We start from the raw sequence: 16,648 nt of genomic DNA, 5'->3' as shown, positions 1-16,648 counted from the left end.
AACCCTGAAAGGGGAATATATGTTTAGCATCAAGTTTATGCGTCGCTTGGGTATCTTCGCCAGCGGAGTTGCCTTTTCCGTCATCGTGTCCGCGGCGACCGCGGATCCGACGCCCGTGAATGGCAGTTTCATCGTCGATACGCTGCCAAGCCAATGGCTCATCGTGCGGGGGACAAAAGGCACCGCATCGGTCACCGTCCGCGATGTCGACGGCCAATTCGCCTACCGCGCCGACAATTTCGTGCTCAATGCGTCGAGCAACCTGCTGACGCTGCCTGCACTCACGCCGGGCTTCTACAGGCTCACCGTCCAGGTGCCCGAAGAGGTTGCGGTCAAGCCGGTCTCCTTTGTGGTCATCCCGGCCACTCGCCCAAAGCTGGACAAGCGTTTCGGCATGGACGCGGGTCTGAGCTGGTACGGCGGCGATGATCAGTCGATAGGCAAGGCCATCGATGCCTTGTCGGCGGCCGGTGTCGGCTCCGTGCGTGACCGACTGCGCTGGTCCCAGGTGCAGCTCACCGCCGCGGTGAACCCGCCGTTGTGGGGGCGATTCCTCAACGTGGCCCGCAGGCTGTCCCTTGCAGGTTTCTCGCAAGTGACGTCGTTCCACGATTCACCGGCCTTTACTCGCTACAGCAGCGACACGGTGACGTCGGGCGACCGCAAGCCGCCACGCGACCTTGCGGCGCTGCAGGCTTTCGGCGCGGCGTTTGCGCGCGACATGGGTCCGTACTTTGACGGGGTCGAATATTGGAATGAGCAGAACACCGATTTCTACCTCGGTACGCCCTGGCAATATGCCTCGCAGTTGAAGGCGTTCTATGCAGGTGTGAAGTCGGCTCGGCCGCAATTGAAGGTGCTGGGTGGAGCGCCGTCCCGCGGGCTCGACGAGTTTTTCAAGGCGACCTACGAGAACAGCGGCGTGGCGTCGCTGGATCTGCGCAACCAGCATTACTACGCCAATCCCGACCAGACGCTGGAGTTCGTTGCGGCCAGCGTCGCTCCAATCGACGCCGCCGGCGGCGCCACGGGTCAGCCGGGCTGGATCACCGAGACCGGCCTGGGCGTGCAGGGTCCGACGGGCACCGCGGGTCCCATCACGGCCGCGACCGAACGGGCGCAAGCGGCTTTCCTCGTGAAGACCTATGCATCCGGGTTCGCTGCGGGCTACGAGCGCGTCTTCTTCTTCTTTTTCCGGGAACTCGTCGAGCAGGGCCGCGCCAACTGGGGCGTGTTGAATGCCGACTTTTCACCGCGCCCGTCCTATGCGGCTCTGGCGGCATTGGTGCGGCACGTGAACGGCAAGCCGTTGGCGGGCTATCGCCACGTGGCGAATTCCGCTTCGTCCGCCGTGTTCTTCGGTGACGGTACTTCCGGTGTCGTCGCGGTGGCCTGGGGTGACGAGGCGGCCTCGGCCAAGTGGCCCGCCGATGCGAAGTTCTGGGACATGTTCGGCCGCCCGCTGAACCGCAGCGAGTTGGGCGGCAGTGAGCCCGTGCTCGTCGCCACGACTTCAACCAGCCTGGTCGGCATCACCAAGCTGCCCGCGGCGGCCGCGTCAGTCGCGGCGCGTGCGACGCTGCGTATCGTCGGCGACATCGAGGCGCCGGGGACCGTTGGCAAGGAGGTCGTGGGTGCTCATGCGCTCGAAGCGGCCACGGTGGCAGGTAGCACCGTTCGCGTCAGCGGTGCCGTGCTGGCGAACTCTTCCATAGTGGCACAGACGCTGAACGTGGATTGCTCGGGCAGCAGCGACATGGTGCCGGTGCAGAGGCAGGTGGCGGTTGGCGTGCGGCCCAATACGTCGACGCCGTTTGCCTGTGAATTCAAGGCCGGCTCGACGGCAGGCGTGCGCGGCTTCATGCGCGCCTCGGTGTCCAGCGGCGGCGTCACGGACGCGCTGGTCGTGCGCACGGTGTCGGTGCCCGACACCAGCGCAGCGGCCTTGGGCGCGAAGTTATCGGCGCCGGTTTGCCTGACCTGGCGTACCCGGTCCGCGCCCATTGTCTCGATGGCGCTGGAGGCGAAGTCCTCGACCGGCAACTCCTGCATGGATGGTTTCATCTCGCGTTCGACGTTGAACATCGCGGGTGACGGCTGGGTGTTCCCGATTGCCGATGTGCCGGCGACCGTCGCATCCACCTTGAACGGGGTTTCGTTCAAGGCAGCCCCGCTTGCCGGCGTGGCCTATCCGCTCAAGCCGCTGATGATGCAGGCCGTGGACAAGGACGGTGCAATCTGGTTGCTGCCACTGGCAACCGAGAAACTGGCGAGCGGCGTAGTCCAGCACACGGCGCTGTTCGCGACGGCGCGGTTGGCGGACTGGTCGACAGTCAAGAAGAGCGCGTTGGCCGCTGGTTCGGTGGCGCAGATGTCGATCGGCTTTGCTGGCGGAGGCGGGACGGCGACCGACAAGACGGCGTTCGTGATTTCGGAGATGCGAGCCCTATAAAGGATGGAGTAGATGCTGGTTGTGAATCTGTCGATGCTGGGCGCGCGCCCAACAGGGCTCGGTGTCTATGCCGAACGCTGTGCGAAGGCGCTGTCGGAGCGGTTTGAGATCTCGGTGGTGGCGGGGCATGGTTTTGTCCCGGATGCGCCGCGGCTGGTTTCGGCTCCCGCCAGCGTGGCGATCGGCGCAAGCCGCGGGGCGGCCATCAAGCGCGCACTGTGGGCGCGCTCGGTGGAGTTGCCCGGCGCCCGGCTGTTGTACTCGCCGACGCACCACGCACTGCCTCGGGCGGCGCGCCAAGTGATCACGATTCACGACCTCATCTGCCTGCGCTTTCCCCAGCAGCATCGGATGCAGTATTGGTACTTCCGGCACCTGCTGCCGCGGGTCTTGAAGCAGTGCGCGGCGGTGTTCACGGTGTCCGAGACCACCCGCCGCGACATTGCCGAGCACTACAAGTTCCCACTGGAACGCATCCATGTGGTGCCCAACGGAGTCGATGCGGCGCGGTTCGCGCCAGCATCGTCTGACGTCTTGCCAGCTGCTGCCCCGCCGTATTTGCTGATGGTTGGTGCACGGTATCCGCACAAGAACGTGCAGGAGGTGCTCTCCGAGTGCGCCGCGTGGTCCGACGAGTACAGGCTGGTGGTGGCGTCCTGCGGTGGCGACTACCGCAAGGCGCTCGAATCTCAGGCCGAAAGCCTCGGCCTGCGGGACCGCATCGAGTTCCTGGACTACGTGGATGACGCCCGGCTGCGCCAGCTGTATCAAGGTGCTGCCGCTTTGCTCTATCCGTCCTTTTGGGAGGGATTTGGCATCCCGCCCCTGGAGGCCCTTGCCAGCGGCACCCACGTCATCGCGGCTGACATCCCGGTGCTTCGCGAGGTGCTGGGCGATGCGGCCCAGTTCGTGCAGCTGGGATCTTCGGCATCCTGGCAGGCGGCCTTTGCGGGTCTAAAAGATGCATGTGCTGGTGCAGCACGCAAGCGCGCGGCAGCAGCCATCCTCGAGACGTTCACGTGGGAACGCTCGGCCGAGGCGTTGCAGTCTGCCTTGCTGTACGTCGATGCCACGCTGCAGCTCAAGCAGCGTCGTTGAGTTCAGAACCTGAGTTGGAGAAGATGCCTTGTCGAAGTTGTCTGCCTTGATCGTCAATTACGCGACGCCCCGCCTGGTGCTGAAGTGCGTCGCCTCGATGCAGCAATACGGTGTCATCGAGCGGGATGCCGACGTGATCGTGGTGGACAACGCGTCCCCGGACGATTCCGTGTCGGTGCTCCGCGCCCAGCTGCCGCCTGGTGTCCGCTTCATCGCTTCCGACCGCAATGGCGGGTTCTCGGCGGGCATCAACACCGGATTGGCCGAGGTTGATTCCCAATATCTGCTGGTGCTGAACCCCGACACCTATTTCGTCGACCAGTCGATCCAGAAGGCGCTGGAGCTCCTGGACACGCAGCCCAAGGTCGGGCTGATCGGCTTGGACCTGGTGAACCCCGATCGGTCGAGGCAGTTTTCCGCGCGGCGCTTCTACAGCCTGATGGACATCATCGGCCGGCGATCCCGTCTGGGGAACCTGCCCTTCATTCGCAAGTCGGTCGCCTCGCACATGATGATGGACGCCTGGGCCAGCGGCGCGCCCTTTCACGCCGACTGGGTGATGGGTACGGGCTTCGTCATTCGTACAGATCTTTTCCGTTCCATCGGTGGCATGGACGAAAGCTACTTCCTGTACATGGAGGACGTGGACCTGTGTGCCCGCGTCTGGAAGTCGGGTCATCAGGTGGTTTGCTGCGCCGGCGCGGTGCTGGTGCACGATCATCAGCGAGCCAGCGTAGACGTCTTCAGCCGCTCGGCGCGTATGCACCTGAAGAGCCTGAAGACATTCATGAGCAACTATCGCGTACCGCTGCTCACCAAGCCGGGAGTCGCCGGTCTGTTCCGGCGCCACTGAACCGGGAGCGTCCCTCTTCGGTCGCGCGGGCGCTCGCTGGCAAGGCCCGGGCCAACTCGAGCGACCTTGTCTCGGGGGTGGGGCGATGATCGTGCCCTGCTGTGCGCTGCACGACAATCGGCGTTGGCTTTTTTGGAGGATTGGTCTTGAAAGTTCTCGTCACCGGCGCTGCCGGCTTCATCGGCATGCATGTCTGCCAGATCCTTCTGGCACGTGGTGACCAGGTCGTGGGCTTGGACAACCTCAACGACTACTACAGCCCGCAGCTCAAGCACGATCGCCTGGCCCGCCTGACGCCCAACCCGGGCTTCAGCTTCGTGCAAATGGATGTGGCCGACCGCGCCGGCATGGCCAAGCTGTTTGCCGATGAGCGCTTCGAACGCGTGGTGCACCTGGCGGCGCAGGCCGGCGTGCGCTACTCAATCGAAAACCCCCACGCCTACATCGACAGCAACATCGTTGGCTTCACCAACATCCTGGAAGGCTGTCGCCACGGTGGTGTGCAGCACCTGGCCTATGCGTCCAGCTCCAGCGTCTACGGTGGCAACACGCTGATGCCGTTCTCGGAGCACCACAGCGTCGACCACCCCATCAGCCTCTATGCCGCGACGAAAAAGGCCAACGAGCTGATGGCCCACACCTATTCACACCTCTTTGGGCTGCCAACGACGGGCCTGCGCTTCTTTACGGTGTATGGCCCGTGGGGCCGGCCGGACATGGCGCTCTTCCTGTTCACCAAGGCCATCATCGAAGGGCGGCCCATCAACGTGTTCAATCACGGCAAGATGGTCCGCGACTTCACCTACATCGACGACATCGCCGAGGGCGTCGTGCGCGTCCTGGACCGCACGGCTACCGCCGACCCCAACTACAACCCCAACAAAGCCGATCCGGCGCGCTCCAGCGCCCCCTACCGCGTCTTCAACATCGGCAACCACGCACCCATCCAGCTGATGAGCTTCATCGAGGCCATCGAGCAGGCCGCGGGCCGCGAGGCTGTCAAGAACTTCATGCCCATGCAGGATGGTGATGTGCCGGCTACGCATGCTGATGTCGAGGAACTGGCCGAGTGGACGGGTTTCCGTCCGGCGATGCCTGTACCTGAAGGAATCCAGCGGTTTGTCGCCTGGTATCGGGACTACTACAAGGTCTGAATGGCACTGGACCGTCACGTGACTGCGTTACAAACGGGTTAACCGTTTTTTGCACGAGGATTGAGAATGAAAGTCACCGCCATCGGCACCGGCTACGTGGGCCTGGTCACCGGAGCCTGCTTGGCCGAAATGGGCAACCACGTGGTTTGTCTGGACGTGAATCCCGAAAAGATCCGCGTCCTCAACGACGGCGAGATCCCTATTCACGAACCCGGCCTGCTCGAAGTGGTGCGCCGCAATGTGGCGGCCGGCCGCCTGCAGTTCACCACCGATGTGGACATGGCCGTACAGCACGGCACGCTGCTCTTCATCGGCGTGGGCACGCCGCCTGACGAAGACGGCTCGGCCGACCTTCAGTACGTGGTGGCCGCGGCCCGCTCCATCGGCCAGCGCATGACGGACTACAAGGTCATCGTCGACAAGAGCACGGTGCCGGTCGGCACAGCCGACAAGGTCCGCGCTGCGGTCAAGGAAGAACTCGAAAAGCGTGGCCTCGGAGACATGGCATATGCCGTCGTCTCCAATCCTGAGTTCCTGAAGGAAGGTGCGGCGGTCGACGACTTCATGAAGCCTGATCGCGTCGTCATTGGCTCCGACGACGAGCAGGCCACGCTGTTGATGCGCGCCCTGTATGCGCCGTTCAACCGCACGCAGGACCGCATGCTGGTCATGGACGTGAAGAGCGCCGAGTTCACCAAGTACGCCGCCAATGCGATGCTGGCCACACGCATCAGTTTCATGAACGAGCTGGCGCTGCTGGCGGAGCGCGTGGGCGCCGACATCGAGCTGGTTCGGCGCGGCATCGGCTCTGATCCGCGCATCGGCTATCAATTCCTTTACGCCGGCGCCGGTTATGGCGGTTCCTGCTTCCCGAAGGATGTCAAGGCGCTGGTGAAGACCGCCGCCGACAACGGTATTCCGCTGAAGGTGTTGACCGCCGTGGAAGAAGCCAATGAACGCCAGAAGCGCGTGCTGGTCGACAAGGTCGTGGCGCGTTTCGGCGACGACCTCAAGGGCCGCCGCTTCGCCATCTGGGGCTTGGCATTCAAGCCGAACACCGACGACATGCGCGAGGCACCATCGTTGGTCATCATCGATGAGCTGACCCGGCGCGGTGCAACCGTCGCAGCCTACGACCCGGTGTCGATGCCGGAAACGGCTCGCGTGATTGGCCCGCGTGACGACGTGACGCTGGTCGAGCGCGCCGAGGCGGCGCTGCAGGGCGCGGACGCACTGCTGATCGTGACGGAGTGGAAGGAATTCCGCACGCCGGATTTCGACGCCATCAAGTCGAAGCTCAAGGCACCTGTTGTCTTCGACGGCCGCAACCTCTACGACCCCAAGCTGATGAAGGCGCTGGGCATCGACTATCGAGGTATCGGCCGCGGCTGACCCCCTAACTGTGTGCGGCAGGCCCGCCGCTTGCTTGCTTTGGTGCAACCGTCACTACGTTAGGAGGCCGGCATGGCCAAAGCAATGATCCTGGCCGCGGGCCAGGGAACGCGGGTGCGCCCGTTGACGAAGCACACGCCCAAGCCGATGGTGCCCATCCTGGGCAAGCCGGTCATGGAGTATCTGGTCGAGCATCTGGTGCGCCATGGCGTCAAGCAGGTCATGGTCAACGTGGCCTTCATGCACTGGAAGATCGAGAACTACTTCGGCTCGGGTCACCGGTGGGGCGTTGAGCTCGGTTACTCCTACGAAGGCGTTCGCGAGCAAGGCGAGGTGATCTGCAAGCCGGTCGGATCGGCAGGAGGCATGCGCAAGATCCAGGACTTCGGCGGTTTCTTCGATGAAACCTTCCTCGTGCTGTGCGGCGACGCCGTCATCGATCTGGACATCGCCGCGGCGCTTGCCGAGCACAAGGCCAAGGGAGCCATCGCAAGCGTCGTTACTCTCGAAGTGCCTCGCGACCAGACCAAAAACTACGGCATTGTTGTCGCTGACGCCGAGGGCCGGGTGACTTCCTTCCAGGAAAAGCCCAAGCCCGAGGAGGCGAGGAGCACCCTGGCGTCGACCGGCATTTACATCTTCGAGCCCGAAGTGCTCGACCTGATCCCGTCGGGCGTCGAGTTCGACATCGGCAGCCAGCTGTTTCCGCTGCTGGTGGAGAAGGGCCTGCCCTTCTTTGCGCAGAAGCGGCCGTTCAACTGGATCGACATCGGCCGCGTGACCGACTATTGGGCCGTCACCCAGCAGGTCATGGCCGGCGGCGTCGCGCAAATGGACATCCCTGGGCGCGAGGTGCGGCCGCAGGTGTGGGTGGGGCTGAACACGTCGGTGGACTGGGACAAGGTCCACATCGAGGGCCCGGTGTATATCGGCTCCAACGTGCGTATCGAGTCAGGTGCTCGGGTGATCGGACCTACCTGGATCGGTCACGGATCTCACCTGCGCGCCGGTTCGGTCGTTGAGCGGGCCGTGCTCATTGAGCACACGCGCATCGGTGAAGGCATGACGGTGCGCGAGATGATCATCTCGCCGCAGTACTGCGTGGATCGCACCGGGCACACCAGCTATGTCGGCGACGAGGTGACGCCGCTGCGTTGGGGTGACGCGCGCGCCTGAGCTGCGGGCCGATCGACTCAGGTGAAGTTCTTGGCCTCAACCAGCAGTGGTGCGCTGACGTCCTTTGCCGACAGTTGCGGTATGAGTCCGTCCAGCGGCCATTCGATGCCAATGGTCGGGTCATCCCAGCGCACTGCGCCCTCGCACTCGGGTGCGTAGCGGCCACTGGTCTTGTAGAGGAAGTCCGCGGTTTCGCTGACGACGACGAAGCCATGGGCGAAGCCAGGCGGGATCCAGACTTGCCGCTGGTTCTCGGCCGACAGTTCGAAGCCGACCCAGCGCCCGAAATTGGGGCTGGACCGGCGCATGTCGACGGCCACGTCGAACACGGCACCGGAGACACAGCGCACGAGCTTGCCCTGAGCATGTGGGTCGAGCTGGTAGTGCAGGCCGCGCAGCACGCCGCGCGCGGAGCGCGAGTGGTTGTCCTGCACGAAGTGCACGTCGTAGCCCAGGGCCTGGTTGAAGCGCTCCTCGTTCCAGCTCTCCATGAAAAAGCCGCGGGCGTCGCCGAAGACCTTGGGCTGGATGAGCAGGACTTCGGGAAGGGCGGTTGGCGTGACTTGCATCGTGTTCAGAAGGCCTTGTCGGTCAGCAGCTTGAGCAGGTATTGGCCGTAGCCATTCTTGGCAAGGGGCTTGGCGAGGGTTTCAAGCTGTGCAGCATCGATCCAGCCTGCACGGTAGGCGATCTCTTCCGGGCAGGCCACCTTCAGCCCCTGGCGCTTTTCCAGCGTGGCAATGAACTGGCCCGCTTCGAGCAGGCTGTCGTGGGTGCCGGTGTCCAGCCATGCATAGCCACGGCCCATGATCTCGACATTGAGCTGGCCCTGGCGCAGGTATTGGGCATTGACGTCGGTGATCTCGAGTTCGCCGCGGGCGCTGGGCTTGATGGCTGCCGCGATGTCGCAGACCTGCTCGTCGTAGAAATACAGGCCCGTCACCGCGTAATTGCTCTTCGGGCTCTTCGGCTTCTCTTCGATGGACAGCGCACGTTGCTGGGCATCAAAGTCGACCACGCCGTAGCGTTCGGGGTCGGTCACGTGATAGGCGAAGACGCTGGCGCCGCCGTCGCGATCCGTGGCGCTGCCCAGCAGGCCGGCGAAGTCATGGCCATAGAAGATGTTGTCCCCCAGCACGAGGGCGCTCGGCGAGCCATTGACGAAATCGCGGCCGAGGATGAAGGCCTGTGCCAGGCCGTCAGGGCTAGGCTGCACGCAGTAGCTGATGTTCAGGCCCCAGCGCGAACCGTCGCCAAGCAGGGCTTCGAACCGAGGCGTGTCCTGTGGCGTGCTGATGAGCAGGATGTCGCGGATGCCCGCGAGCATCAGCGTGCTCAACGGGTAATAGACCATGGGCTTGTCGTACACCGGCAGCAGCTGCTTGCTCATGGCCAGCGTGGCCGGGTGCAGCCGCGTGCCGGAGCCGCCAGCGAGGATGATGCCCTTGCGGTTTTTCATCGGAGCCCTTAAAGAATTTCGTTCAGCATGCGTTCCACTCCTTGCTGCCAGGGCGGCAGGACGAGGCCGAAGCACTGCTGCAGCTTGGCCGTGGCCAGGCGCGAGTTCAGCGGGCGCATCGCCGGTGTGGGGTAGTCGCTTGTCGGGATGGCGAGGATCTGGTCCGGCGCGACCTTGATGACCTTGCCCTGTGCACGTGCGAACTCGATGACAAAGCGGGCGTACTCGTGCCAGCTCGTCTCGCCGCCAGCGACCGCGTGATAGGTGCCGGTCAGCGCAGGGTTCACGCGCGCGGCGCGCAGCATGTGGACGGTCAGGTCGGCCAGCAGGTCGGCGCCTGTTGGCGCGCCGATCTGGTCGGCGATGACCTTGAGCTGCTCGCGTTCGGCGGCGAGGCGCAGCATGGTCTTTGCGAAGTTGCCGCCGCGGGCGCCATAAACCCAGCTGGTGCGCAGGATCAGATGCTGGCAGCCGCTGGCGCGGATGGCGTCCTCGCCTTCGGCCTTGGTTGCTCCGTAGACGCTGAGCGCCCCGACGGGAGCTTCCTCATCGCGAGCATGGCTGCCGCTGCCGTCGAAGACATAGTCCGTCGAGTAGTGCACCAGCAAAGCGCCGGTACGCTTGGCCTCGATGGCCAGCAGGGCAGGGGCGGTGGCGTTGATCTGGCGTGCGAGCTCGGGCTCGCTCTCGGCCTTGTCGACGGCGGTATGCGCAGCGGCATTGACGATGACGTGGGGGGCAATGTCTCTGACGCGGGCAAGCAGCGCTTCGGGCTGGGTGAAGTCCGCGCCGTCGTCATGGTCCATTGCGATGACTTCGCCTGCCACAGCCAGTGAGCGTTGCAGTTCCCAGCCGACCTGGCCACCCTTGCCGAGAAGAAGAATCTTCATGGCTTCAGCTGTATTGCTTGGCAACCCAGTCCCGGTAGGCGCCGCTTTGCACGCGGGCGGCCCAGTCTGGATGGTCCAGATACCACTGCACCGTCTTGCGGATGCCGGTCTCGAAGGTTTCTGCCGGGCGCCAGCCCAGCTCGCGCTCGATCTTGCGTGCGTCGATGGCGTAGCGGCGGTCGTGGCCGGGGCGGTCCTTCACATAGGTGATGAGGCGCTCGTAGGGGCCGTCCGCCGAGGGTTTGAGTTCGTCGAGCAAGGCGCACACCGTCTTGACGATGTCGATGTTGGCCTTCTCGTTCCAGCCGCCGATGTTGTAGGTCTCACCCAGCTTGCCGCCGGCCAGCACGGCACGGATGCCGCTGCAGTGATCGGTGACGTAAAGCCAGTCGCGGATCTGTTGGCCGTCGCCATAGACGGGCAGGGGTTTGCCTGCCAGCGCATTGACGATCAGCAGCGGAATCAGCTTCTCCGGGAAGTGATAGGGCCCATAGTTGTTCGAGCAGTTGGTGGTGACGACCGGCAGGCCATAGGTGTGGTGCCAGGCGCGCACGAGGTGGTCGCTGGCCGCCTTGCTGGCCGAATACGGGCTGTTGGGCTCGTAGGCGTTGGTTTCGGCGAAGGGCGGATCCGAGGCTTTCAGCGAGCCATAGACTTCGTCGGTCGACACGTGGTGGAAGCGAAAGCCTTGTTTGGCTTCGCCTTCAAGGCCGCCCCAATAAGTGCGTGCCGCTTCCAGCAGCGTGAACGTGCCCTCGACATTCGTCTTCATGAATGCGCCGGGGCCGTGGATGGAGCGGTCTACATGGCTCTCAGCCGCGAAGTGGACGATGGCGCGGGGGCGGTGCTTGGCCAGCAAGCTGTCGATCAGGCCGCGGTCGCAGATGTCGCCCTTGACGAAGACGTGACGCGCGTCACCGTCCAGCGAGGCCAGGTTCTCGAGGTTGCCAGCGTAGGTCAACGCATCGAGATTGACGACGGGCTCGTCGCTCTCACGCAGCCAGTCCAGCACGAAGTTGCTGCCGATGAAGCCGGCGCCGCCGGTGACGAGGATGGTCATGTTCTGCCGTAGGTGTCTTCGAAGCGGACGATGTCGTCCTCGCCGAGATAGGAGCCTGACTGCACTTCGATGATCTCCAGCGGCACCTTGCCCGGGTTGGCCAGGCGATGCGTCTGACCCAGCGGGATGTAGGTGGACTGGTTCTCGGTCAGCAGGATGGTCTTGTCGCCGTTGACGATCTCGGCCGTGCCGCTCACGACGATCCAGTGCTCCGCGCGATGGTGGTGCATCTGCAGGCTCAGGGAGGCACCCGGCTTGACCATGATGCGCTTGACTTGGAAACGCTCGCCCGAGTCGATGCTGTCATACCAGCCCCAGGGGCGGTGCACCTTGCGGTGCAGGGCATGCTCGCCGCGTTGCTCGGCCCCGAGGCGGTTGACGATCTGCTTGACCTCCTGGCTGCGCGACCGGTCGCTGACCAGCACGGCATCGGCCGTCTCGACGACGATGATGTCCGTCAGGCCGACGACGCCGACCAAGCGGCTGGTGGCGTGCACCAAGGTGTTCTTGCTGTCGGCGAACAAGGCGTCACCGACGAAGGCGTTGCCGTCGGCATCCTTCTCGGAAACTTGCCAGACCGCTTCCCAGGCGCCGAGGTCGTTCCAGCCGGCATCCAGCGCGACCATGCGCAAGGGGATGTCCGTTCCGGGGCAGCGCTCCATGACGGCGTAGTCGACCGATTCGCTGGGCACGGCGGCAAACTCGGCCTTGCCGGGGCGCACAAACTTGGCGTCGGTCTTGCGCGCATCCCAGGCAGCGCGCGTGGCAGCGGCGATGTCGGGGCGGAATCGTTCCAGCGCCTTCATCCAGACGCTGGCACGCAGCACGAACATGCCGCTGTTCCAGTAGTAGTCGCCTTCGGCCAGATAGCGCTGGGCGGTCTCCAGGTTGGGCTTCTCGACGAACTGTGCGACCACCAGGCCCGCGGCGTCGCCCGAGGTGCGGATATAGCCGTAGCCTGTTTCGGGCCGGTCTGGCGTGATGCCCAGGATGGCGATGGCACCTTCGGCCGCGATGCGGACCGCGTCCTGCAATGCCGCGGTGAAGGCTGCCGGGTTGGTAACGGTCTGGTCGGCCGGCGTGACGACGAGGACGGGGTCCTTGCCGCCCTCGAGTGCGGCCAGTGCGGCCAGCGTCAACGCCGGGGCAGTGTTGCGGCCCAGCGGTTCCAGCAGCACGCTGCTGGGCTCCTGCCGGGTCTCGCGCAATTGATCCAGTACGAGGAAGCGGTGCTCCTCATTGCCGACGATGCAGGGACCGGCGAGCTCGAACTCGGGCGAGGCCAGCGCGGCCAGGCGGCGCGCGGCGAGCTGGAACAGGCTCTCGTTGCCGGACAGCACGAGGAATTGCTTGGGGTAGCCGCTGCGCGACAGAGGCCAGAGCCGGGTGCCGGAGCCGCCGGCCATGATGACGGGTTGAACGTGGGTCATGCGGGATTGAAACCGTGAGGGTTGAGTCGTTGCCAGCGCCAACTGTCTTGGCACATGCGGGCGAGATCGAGCTTGGCCTCCCAGCCAAGCAACTCGCGCGCCAGGGCCGGGTCGGCCCAGCAGGCTGCGATGTCGCCAGGGCGGCGCGGGACGATTTCGTAGGGCACGCTGCGGCCGCTGGCGGCTTCGTAGGCGCGCACCAGGTCGAGCACGCTGTAGCCCTGGCCGGTGCCGAGATTGACGGTCAACGAGCCGGTATTGGCCAGCAGCCAGCGCAGTGCAGCGACGTGCCCTTCGGCCAGGTCGCTGACATGGATGTAGTCGCGCACGCCAGTGCCGTCGGGCGTCGCGTAGTCATTGCCGAAGACGGCCAGCTTGGTGCGCCGGCCCACCGCCACCTGGGCGACATAGGGCATCAGGTTGTTGGGCGTGCCGCGCGGGTCTTCACCGATGCGGCCGCTCTCGTGGGCGCCGACTGGGTTGAAGTAGCGCAGGCAGGCGGTCTGCCAGGCTGGATCGGCGATGCCGAGGTCGTGCAGGATCTGCTCGCCCATCAGCTTGGTCGCGCCGTAGGGGTTGGTCGACGAGGTCGGTGCGTCCTCGCGCAGGGGCAGTTTGTCCGGAGCGCCGTAGACGGTGGCGCTGGAACTGAACACCATGCGCGTGCAACCGTGGCGCTTCATGGCCTCGCAGGTGTTGACGAGGCCGCCCAGGTTGTTGCGGTAATAGGCCAGCGGCTGGGTGACGGATTCGCCAACTGCCTTGTAGGCAGCGAAATGCACGACGGCGGCCGGCTTGTAGCTGCCGAAGACTTCGTCCATTGCCGCGGCGTCGCAGACGTCGGCACGTTCGAACTCGATGGGGGTGCTGGCCAGTTCCGCCAGCCTTTCCAGCACGACGGGCGAGCTGTTGGAAAAGTTGTCCACGCCGACGACGCGATAGCCCGCCTGCTGGAGAGCCAGCCAAGTGTGCGACGCGATGTAGCCTGTCGCACCCGTGAGCAGGATGGTGGTCATCAGAAGAAGATGGCTTGACCCGTGCAGCCGTAGCTGCTGGCGGTGTACACGTATTGGGCAATGCTGCTGTTGCGGCTGGCACGGTCGTACTGGCAGCCCAGGCTGAGGCCGCGTGTGAACGCCCAGCGCATGCTCAGGTTGTACGTCTTGAAGTCGTCCAGCGCATCGGCAACGGCGGCACCTGCCGTGCTGGTGCGTGTGGCGCGGTTCCGGCTCGCCTTGGCGCTGAGACTGACCTTGCCTGTCACGGCGTAGGTGCCGCCCAGCTGATAGGTGGTGTAGACCCGGTTCAGGTCAGCCGTCTGGACGACACTTTCCTGCCCGGTGTCCCGCGCATATTGCAGGTTCAATTGCAACTTGGCTGTGGGCTGCCAGTTCCAACCGATGGCACCGGTGGTGCCGCTGAAATCGCGTAACCGGTCATCGAGGCTGTTTTTTGACTTGCTGCGGCTGATGCGCGTGTTTAGCGTGCTGCGGCCGCCGGTGCTCCACTTGGTGGTGAAGTCGAAGTCGTCCCGGGTGTAGTCATTAGGTACCGAGACCACGACAACCTGCGCCGTCTGCGGGTCAACGGCAAGGCCAATGGGATAGTGCGGGTTTTTGCCCTTGGTGCGTCGCCCCACCAGGCCCAGCCTGACATTGCCGCCGGGCGTGGCATAGATGCCGAGGGAGCCCGTGTTCTGCTCGAAGTCGAAACGGTCGTACTCCGAGGCGCTGAAGTCCCGGCGGCGGTGCGTCCAACTACTTTCCAGCGTATACCGCGTCAGTACGCCAAGGCGGACCAAGGCCTGGTATTCGTCCTCGCGTTCGATGTTCTTCTTGAGGATGGGATCGACGCCGCTACCGATGTTGAAGTCAGCGAGGGATCGGTCCGATTTGGCGCTCAGCACTCCCGACAGATTACCCACCGTCTGCCAATTGAGCGCACTGCGCAAGGTGTAGGAGCGATTGTTGAGCTCGCTAATCGTTGAATAGCGGTTGCTCTGCAGCGAGCCGTCCACCGTCAGATGCTGACGACCGAGCTTCGTGTCGATGCCGCCCAGAACCCCGGCGCTGGTCACTGTGTCATCGTTGGCGGCGCTTGACTGTCGGTACACATTGGAGACATGAGCAACACCTAACGACGCACCGACATAAAAGGGCGTCGTGTCATCGGTCTGAGCGTGCGTGGACTGGACCGCTGAAAGCGCGGCGATCAGCAGCGCAAGCCGGGTCCAACGGTGGCAATGGCGAGCAGGCTTAATAGGCATGGCGATCAAACACCACCAACCTCACGGTCCGCAAGATGATCTGCAGATCCAGGGCCAGTGACCAGTTGCGCAGGTATTCCAAATCGTATTCGACGCGTGCCACCATCTTGTCGATGGTGTCGGTCTCGCCACGCAAGCCATTCACCTGGGCCCAGCCGGTGATGCCCGGCTTGACCTTGTGGCGCACCATGTAGGCCTTGATGATCTTGCGGTATTCCTCGTTGTGGGCCACGGCGTGCGGGCGCGGCCCGACGATGCTCATGCGACCCTGCAGCACATTGATGAATTGAGGCAGTTCGTCCAGCGAGGTGCGGCGGATGAAGGCGCCGAAGGGCGTGATGCGCGCGTCGCCCTTGGTGGCCTGTTTGACCACGGGACCATTGTCCTGTGTCCGCATGGAGCGGAACTTGTAGACGATGATCTCCTCGCCATCCAGGCCGTTGCGCTTCTGCCTGAAGATGACAGGGCCTGGTGAGCTGAGCTTCACGCCAATGGCCAGGGCAAGCAGGATGGGCGAGATGAGGATCAGGATCAATGTGGCCAGCACGACGTCGCTGACGCGCTTGATCAGCTGGTTGGTGCCGGTGAAGGGCGTCTCGCAGATGCCGACCACCGGCACGCCCGAGATGTCCTGCAGGCGGCCCTGGATGATGCTGATGCCGAACACGTCGGGCACGAAGAACAGCGAGGCCGTCGTGCCCTGCACCTGTTCCAGCAACTCGACGATGCGAGGCTGCGACCCCAGGGGCAGGGTGATGTAGACCTCGCGCACGCCCTTGTCGCGCACGAACTCGCTGAGCTGGGGCAGGGTGCCCAGGATGGAGGCGCCGGCTTCCGGGTGCAGGCGCTCAGGCGCACGGTCGTCGAAATAGCCCAGGCAGACGACGCCCTGAGAGTCGCGCAGCGCTCGCGCCACCTTGTGGCCCAGCACGCCCGCGCCGACGACGACCGCCGTACGGCGCGCGCCTGGGTCGCGTGCCCGCCATTGCTGGATGCGCCGGCCCGTCTCGATGGCGGCGATCTGGACGGCAGGTGTGATGACGGCCCACCACAGCAGCACCTCGTCCTCGAAATAGTGCAGGCTGTTGGTGGCGTAGCCGCACAGCAGCAGGATGCCCAGCAGCACCAGCCAGGAGGACAGCACGTCCACAAGGGCGCTGGCCGGGTGGTCGCTGAAGCGGTTGCGACCCGGGAAGGTGAGGGCGAAGACGAGCAGGCACAGCGTCAGGGTGGGGCGCAGCACCGGCTCGTCGAAGTGACCGTTCACGACAAGAAAGGTCAGAACGATGATGCCGGGCTCCAGGAAAGCGGCGATCAGGGATTCGACCGACTGCGGTGCGCTGTAGAACGTCCTCTTGTAGCTGCGGTCCTCAAACATCTTGGTGGGTTTGGTAGTCCTCGGGTCAGGGTGTACCCGA

The 16,648-nt window shown here is 64.4% G+C and carries 14 protein-coding genes; 6 read left to right on the top strand and 8 right to left on the bottom strand.

What is annotated here, in order from left to right; genetic code table 11:
• The first annotated feature begins 19 nt into the window (after positions 1-19).
• The 6 genes from AC1DW0_RS14795 (at position 20) to AC1DW0_RS14770 (ending at position 8,125) form a co-directional block, all read left to right on the top strand.
• Entirely contained in the window at positions 20-2,452 is a 2,433-nt protein-coding gene (locus AC1DW0_RS14795) for a hypothetical protein (protein WP_477946637.1), read from the top strand.
• A 12-nt stretch (positions 2,453-2,464) separates the two neighbouring features.
• On the top strand, positions 2,465-3,550 hold the full coding sequence (locus AC1DW0_RS14790) for a glycosyltransferase family 4 protein (protein WP_056204101.1): 1,086 nt from the start codon (positions 2,465-2,467) through the stop codon (positions 3,548-3,550).
• Positions 3,551-3,578: 28 nt separating this feature from the next.
• Positions 3,579-4,403, top strand: a complete 825-nt coding sequence (locus AC1DW0_RS14785; RefSeq protein WP_477946635.1) for a glycosyltransferase family 2 protein — start codon at positions 3,579-3,581, stop codon at positions 4,401-4,403.
• A 146-nt stretch (positions 4,404-4,549) separates the two neighbouring features.
• A complete protein-coding gene (locus tag AC1DW0_RS14780; RefSeq protein WP_056204523.1) occupies positions 4,550-5,557 on the top strand; it encodes an NAD-dependent epimerase in 1,008 nt (335 codons plus the stop codon).
• Between the two features lie 66 nt (positions 5,558-5,623).
• A complete protein-coding gene (locus AC1DW0_RS14775) occupies positions 5,624-6,949 on the top strand; it encodes a UDP-glucose dehydrogenase family protein (RefSeq protein ID WP_056204096.1) in 1,326 nt (441 codons plus the stop codon).
• Between the two features lie 72 nt (positions 6,950-7,021).
• Positions 7,022-8,125 (top strand): nucleotidyltransferase family protein, encoded by a 1,104-nt coding sequence (locus AC1DW0_RS14770; RefSeq protein WP_477946632.1) that lies wholly within the window; start codon positions 7,022-7,024, stop codon positions 8,123-8,125.
• Between the two features lie 17 nt (positions 8,126-8,142).
• Here the strand turns inward: AC1DW0_RS14770 and rfbC are convergent, their stop codons facing one another.
• From rfbC to AC1DW0_RS14730, 8 genes are read right to left on the bottom strand one after another with little or no spacing between them, the layout of a single operon-like run.
• Complete coding sequence (gene rfbC, locus AC1DW0_RS14765; protein WP_477946630.1) at positions 8,143-8,694, bottom strand: dTDP-4-dehydrorhamnose 3,5-epimerase; 552 nt, start codon at positions 8,692-8,694, stop codon at positions 8,143-8,145.
• Between the two features lie 5 nt (positions 8,695-8,699).
• The gene (gene rfbA / locus AC1DW0_RS14760) at positions 8,700-9,584 is read right to left on the bottom strand and encodes a glucose-1-phosphate thymidylyltransferase RfbA (RefSeq protein ID WP_477946628.1); all 885 of its coding nucleotides are present in this window, start codon (positions 9,582-9,584) and stop codon (positions 8,700-8,702) included.
• Positions 9,585-9,592: 8 nt separating this feature from the next.
• Positions 9,593-10,474, bottom strand: a complete 882-nt coding sequence (gene rfbD, locus AC1DW0_RS14755; RefSeq protein ID WP_457323101.1) for a dTDP-4-dehydrorhamnose reductase — start codon at positions 10,472-10,474, stop codon at positions 9,593-9,595.
• Between the two features lie 4 nt (positions 10,475-10,478).
• Entirely contained in the window at positions 10,479-11,534 is a 1,056-nt protein-coding gene (gene rfbB, locus AC1DW0_RS14750) for a dTDP-glucose 4,6-dehydratase (protein WP_457323100.1), read from the bottom strand.
• The gene (locus tag AC1DW0_RS14745; RefSeq protein ID WP_477946625.1) at positions 11,531-12,964 is read right to left on the bottom strand and encodes a mannose-1-phosphate guanylyltransferase/mannose-6-phosphate isomerase; all 1,434 of its coding nucleotides are present in this window, start codon (positions 12,962-12,964) and stop codon (positions 11,531-11,533) included. The genes rfbB and AC1DW0_RS14745 overlap by 4 nt, the downstream gene beginning before the upstream one ends.
• The gene (gene galE, locus AC1DW0_RS14740) at positions 12,961-13,980 is read right to left on the bottom strand and encodes a UDP-glucose 4-epimerase GalE (RefSeq protein ID WP_477946623.1); all 1,020 of its coding nucleotides are present in this window, start codon (positions 13,978-13,980) and stop codon (positions 12,961-12,963) included. Before galE ends, AC1DW0_RS14745 begins: the two co-directional genes overlap by 4 nt.
• The gene (locus tag AC1DW0_RS14735) at positions 13,980-15,239 is read right to left on the bottom strand and encodes a hypothetical protein (protein WP_477946621.1); all 1,260 of its coding nucleotides are present in this window, start codon (positions 15,237-15,239) and stop codon (positions 13,980-13,982) included. The genes galE and AC1DW0_RS14735 overlap by 1 nt, the downstream gene beginning before the upstream one ends.
• On the bottom strand, positions 15,220-16,608 hold the full coding sequence (locus AC1DW0_RS14730; protein WP_157282104.1) for an undecaprenyl-phosphate glucose phosphotransferase: 1,389 nt from the start codon (positions 16,606-16,608) through the stop codon (positions 15,220-15,222). The genes AC1DW0_RS14735 and AC1DW0_RS14730 overlap by 20 nt, the downstream gene beginning before the upstream one ends.
• Between the last annotated feature and the right edge of the window lie 40 nt (positions 16,609-16,648).

This window comes from Roseateles sp. P4_D2 (genome assembly GCF_056401875.1).
This window is presented reverse-complemented; position numbering and strand designations above follow the sequence as displayed.

What these genes read in the sequence shown, in the direction of transcription:
- AC1DW0_RS14775 (WP_056204096.1), top strand. Translation starts at nt 5,624, where the DNA reads ATGAAAGTCACCGCCATCGGCACCGGCTACGTGGGCCTGGTCACCGGA.
- AC1DW0_RS14745 (WP_477946625.1), bottom strand. Translation starts at nt 12,964, where the DNA reads ATGACCCACGTTCAACCCGTCATCATGGCCGGCGGCTCCGGCACCCGG.
- AC1DW0_RS14790 (WP_056204101.1), top strand. Translation starts at nt 2,465, where the DNA reads ATGCTGGTTGTGAATCTGTCGATGCTGGGCGCGCGCCCAACAGGGCTC.
- rfbA (WP_477946628.1), bottom strand. Translation starts at nt 9,584, where the DNA reads ATGAAAAACCGCAAGGGCATCATCCTCGCTGGCGGCTCCGGCACGCGG.
- rfbB (WP_457323100.1), bottom strand. Translation starts at nt 11,534, where the DNA reads ATGACCATCCTCGTCACCGGCGGCGCCGGCTTCATCGGCAGCAACTTC.
- AC1DW0_RS14795 (WP_477946637.1), top strand. Translation starts at nt 20, where the DNA reads ATGTTTAGCATCAAGTTTATGCGTCGCTTGGGTATCTTCGCCAGCGGA.
- rfbD (WP_457323101.1), bottom strand. Translation starts at nt 10,474, where the DNA reads ATGAAGATTCTTCTTCTCGGCAAGGGTGGCCAGGTCGGCTGGGAACTG.
- galE (WP_477946623.1), bottom strand. Translation starts at nt 13,980, where the DNA reads ATGACCACCATCCTGCTCACGGGTGCGACAGGCTACATCGCGTCGCAC.
- AC1DW0_RS14730 (WP_157282104.1), bottom strand. Translation starts at nt 16,608, where the DNA reads ATGTTTGAGGACCGCAGCTACAAGAGGACGTTCTACAGCGCACCGCAG.
- rfbC (WP_477946630.1), bottom strand. Translation starts at nt 8,694, where the DNA reads ATGCAAGTCACGCCAACCGCCCTTCCCGAAGTCCTGCTCATCCAGCCC.
- AC1DW0_RS14770 (WP_477946632.1), top strand. Translation starts at nt 7,022, where the DNA reads ATGGCCAAAGCAATGATCCTGGCCGCGGGCCAGGGAACGCGGGTGCGC.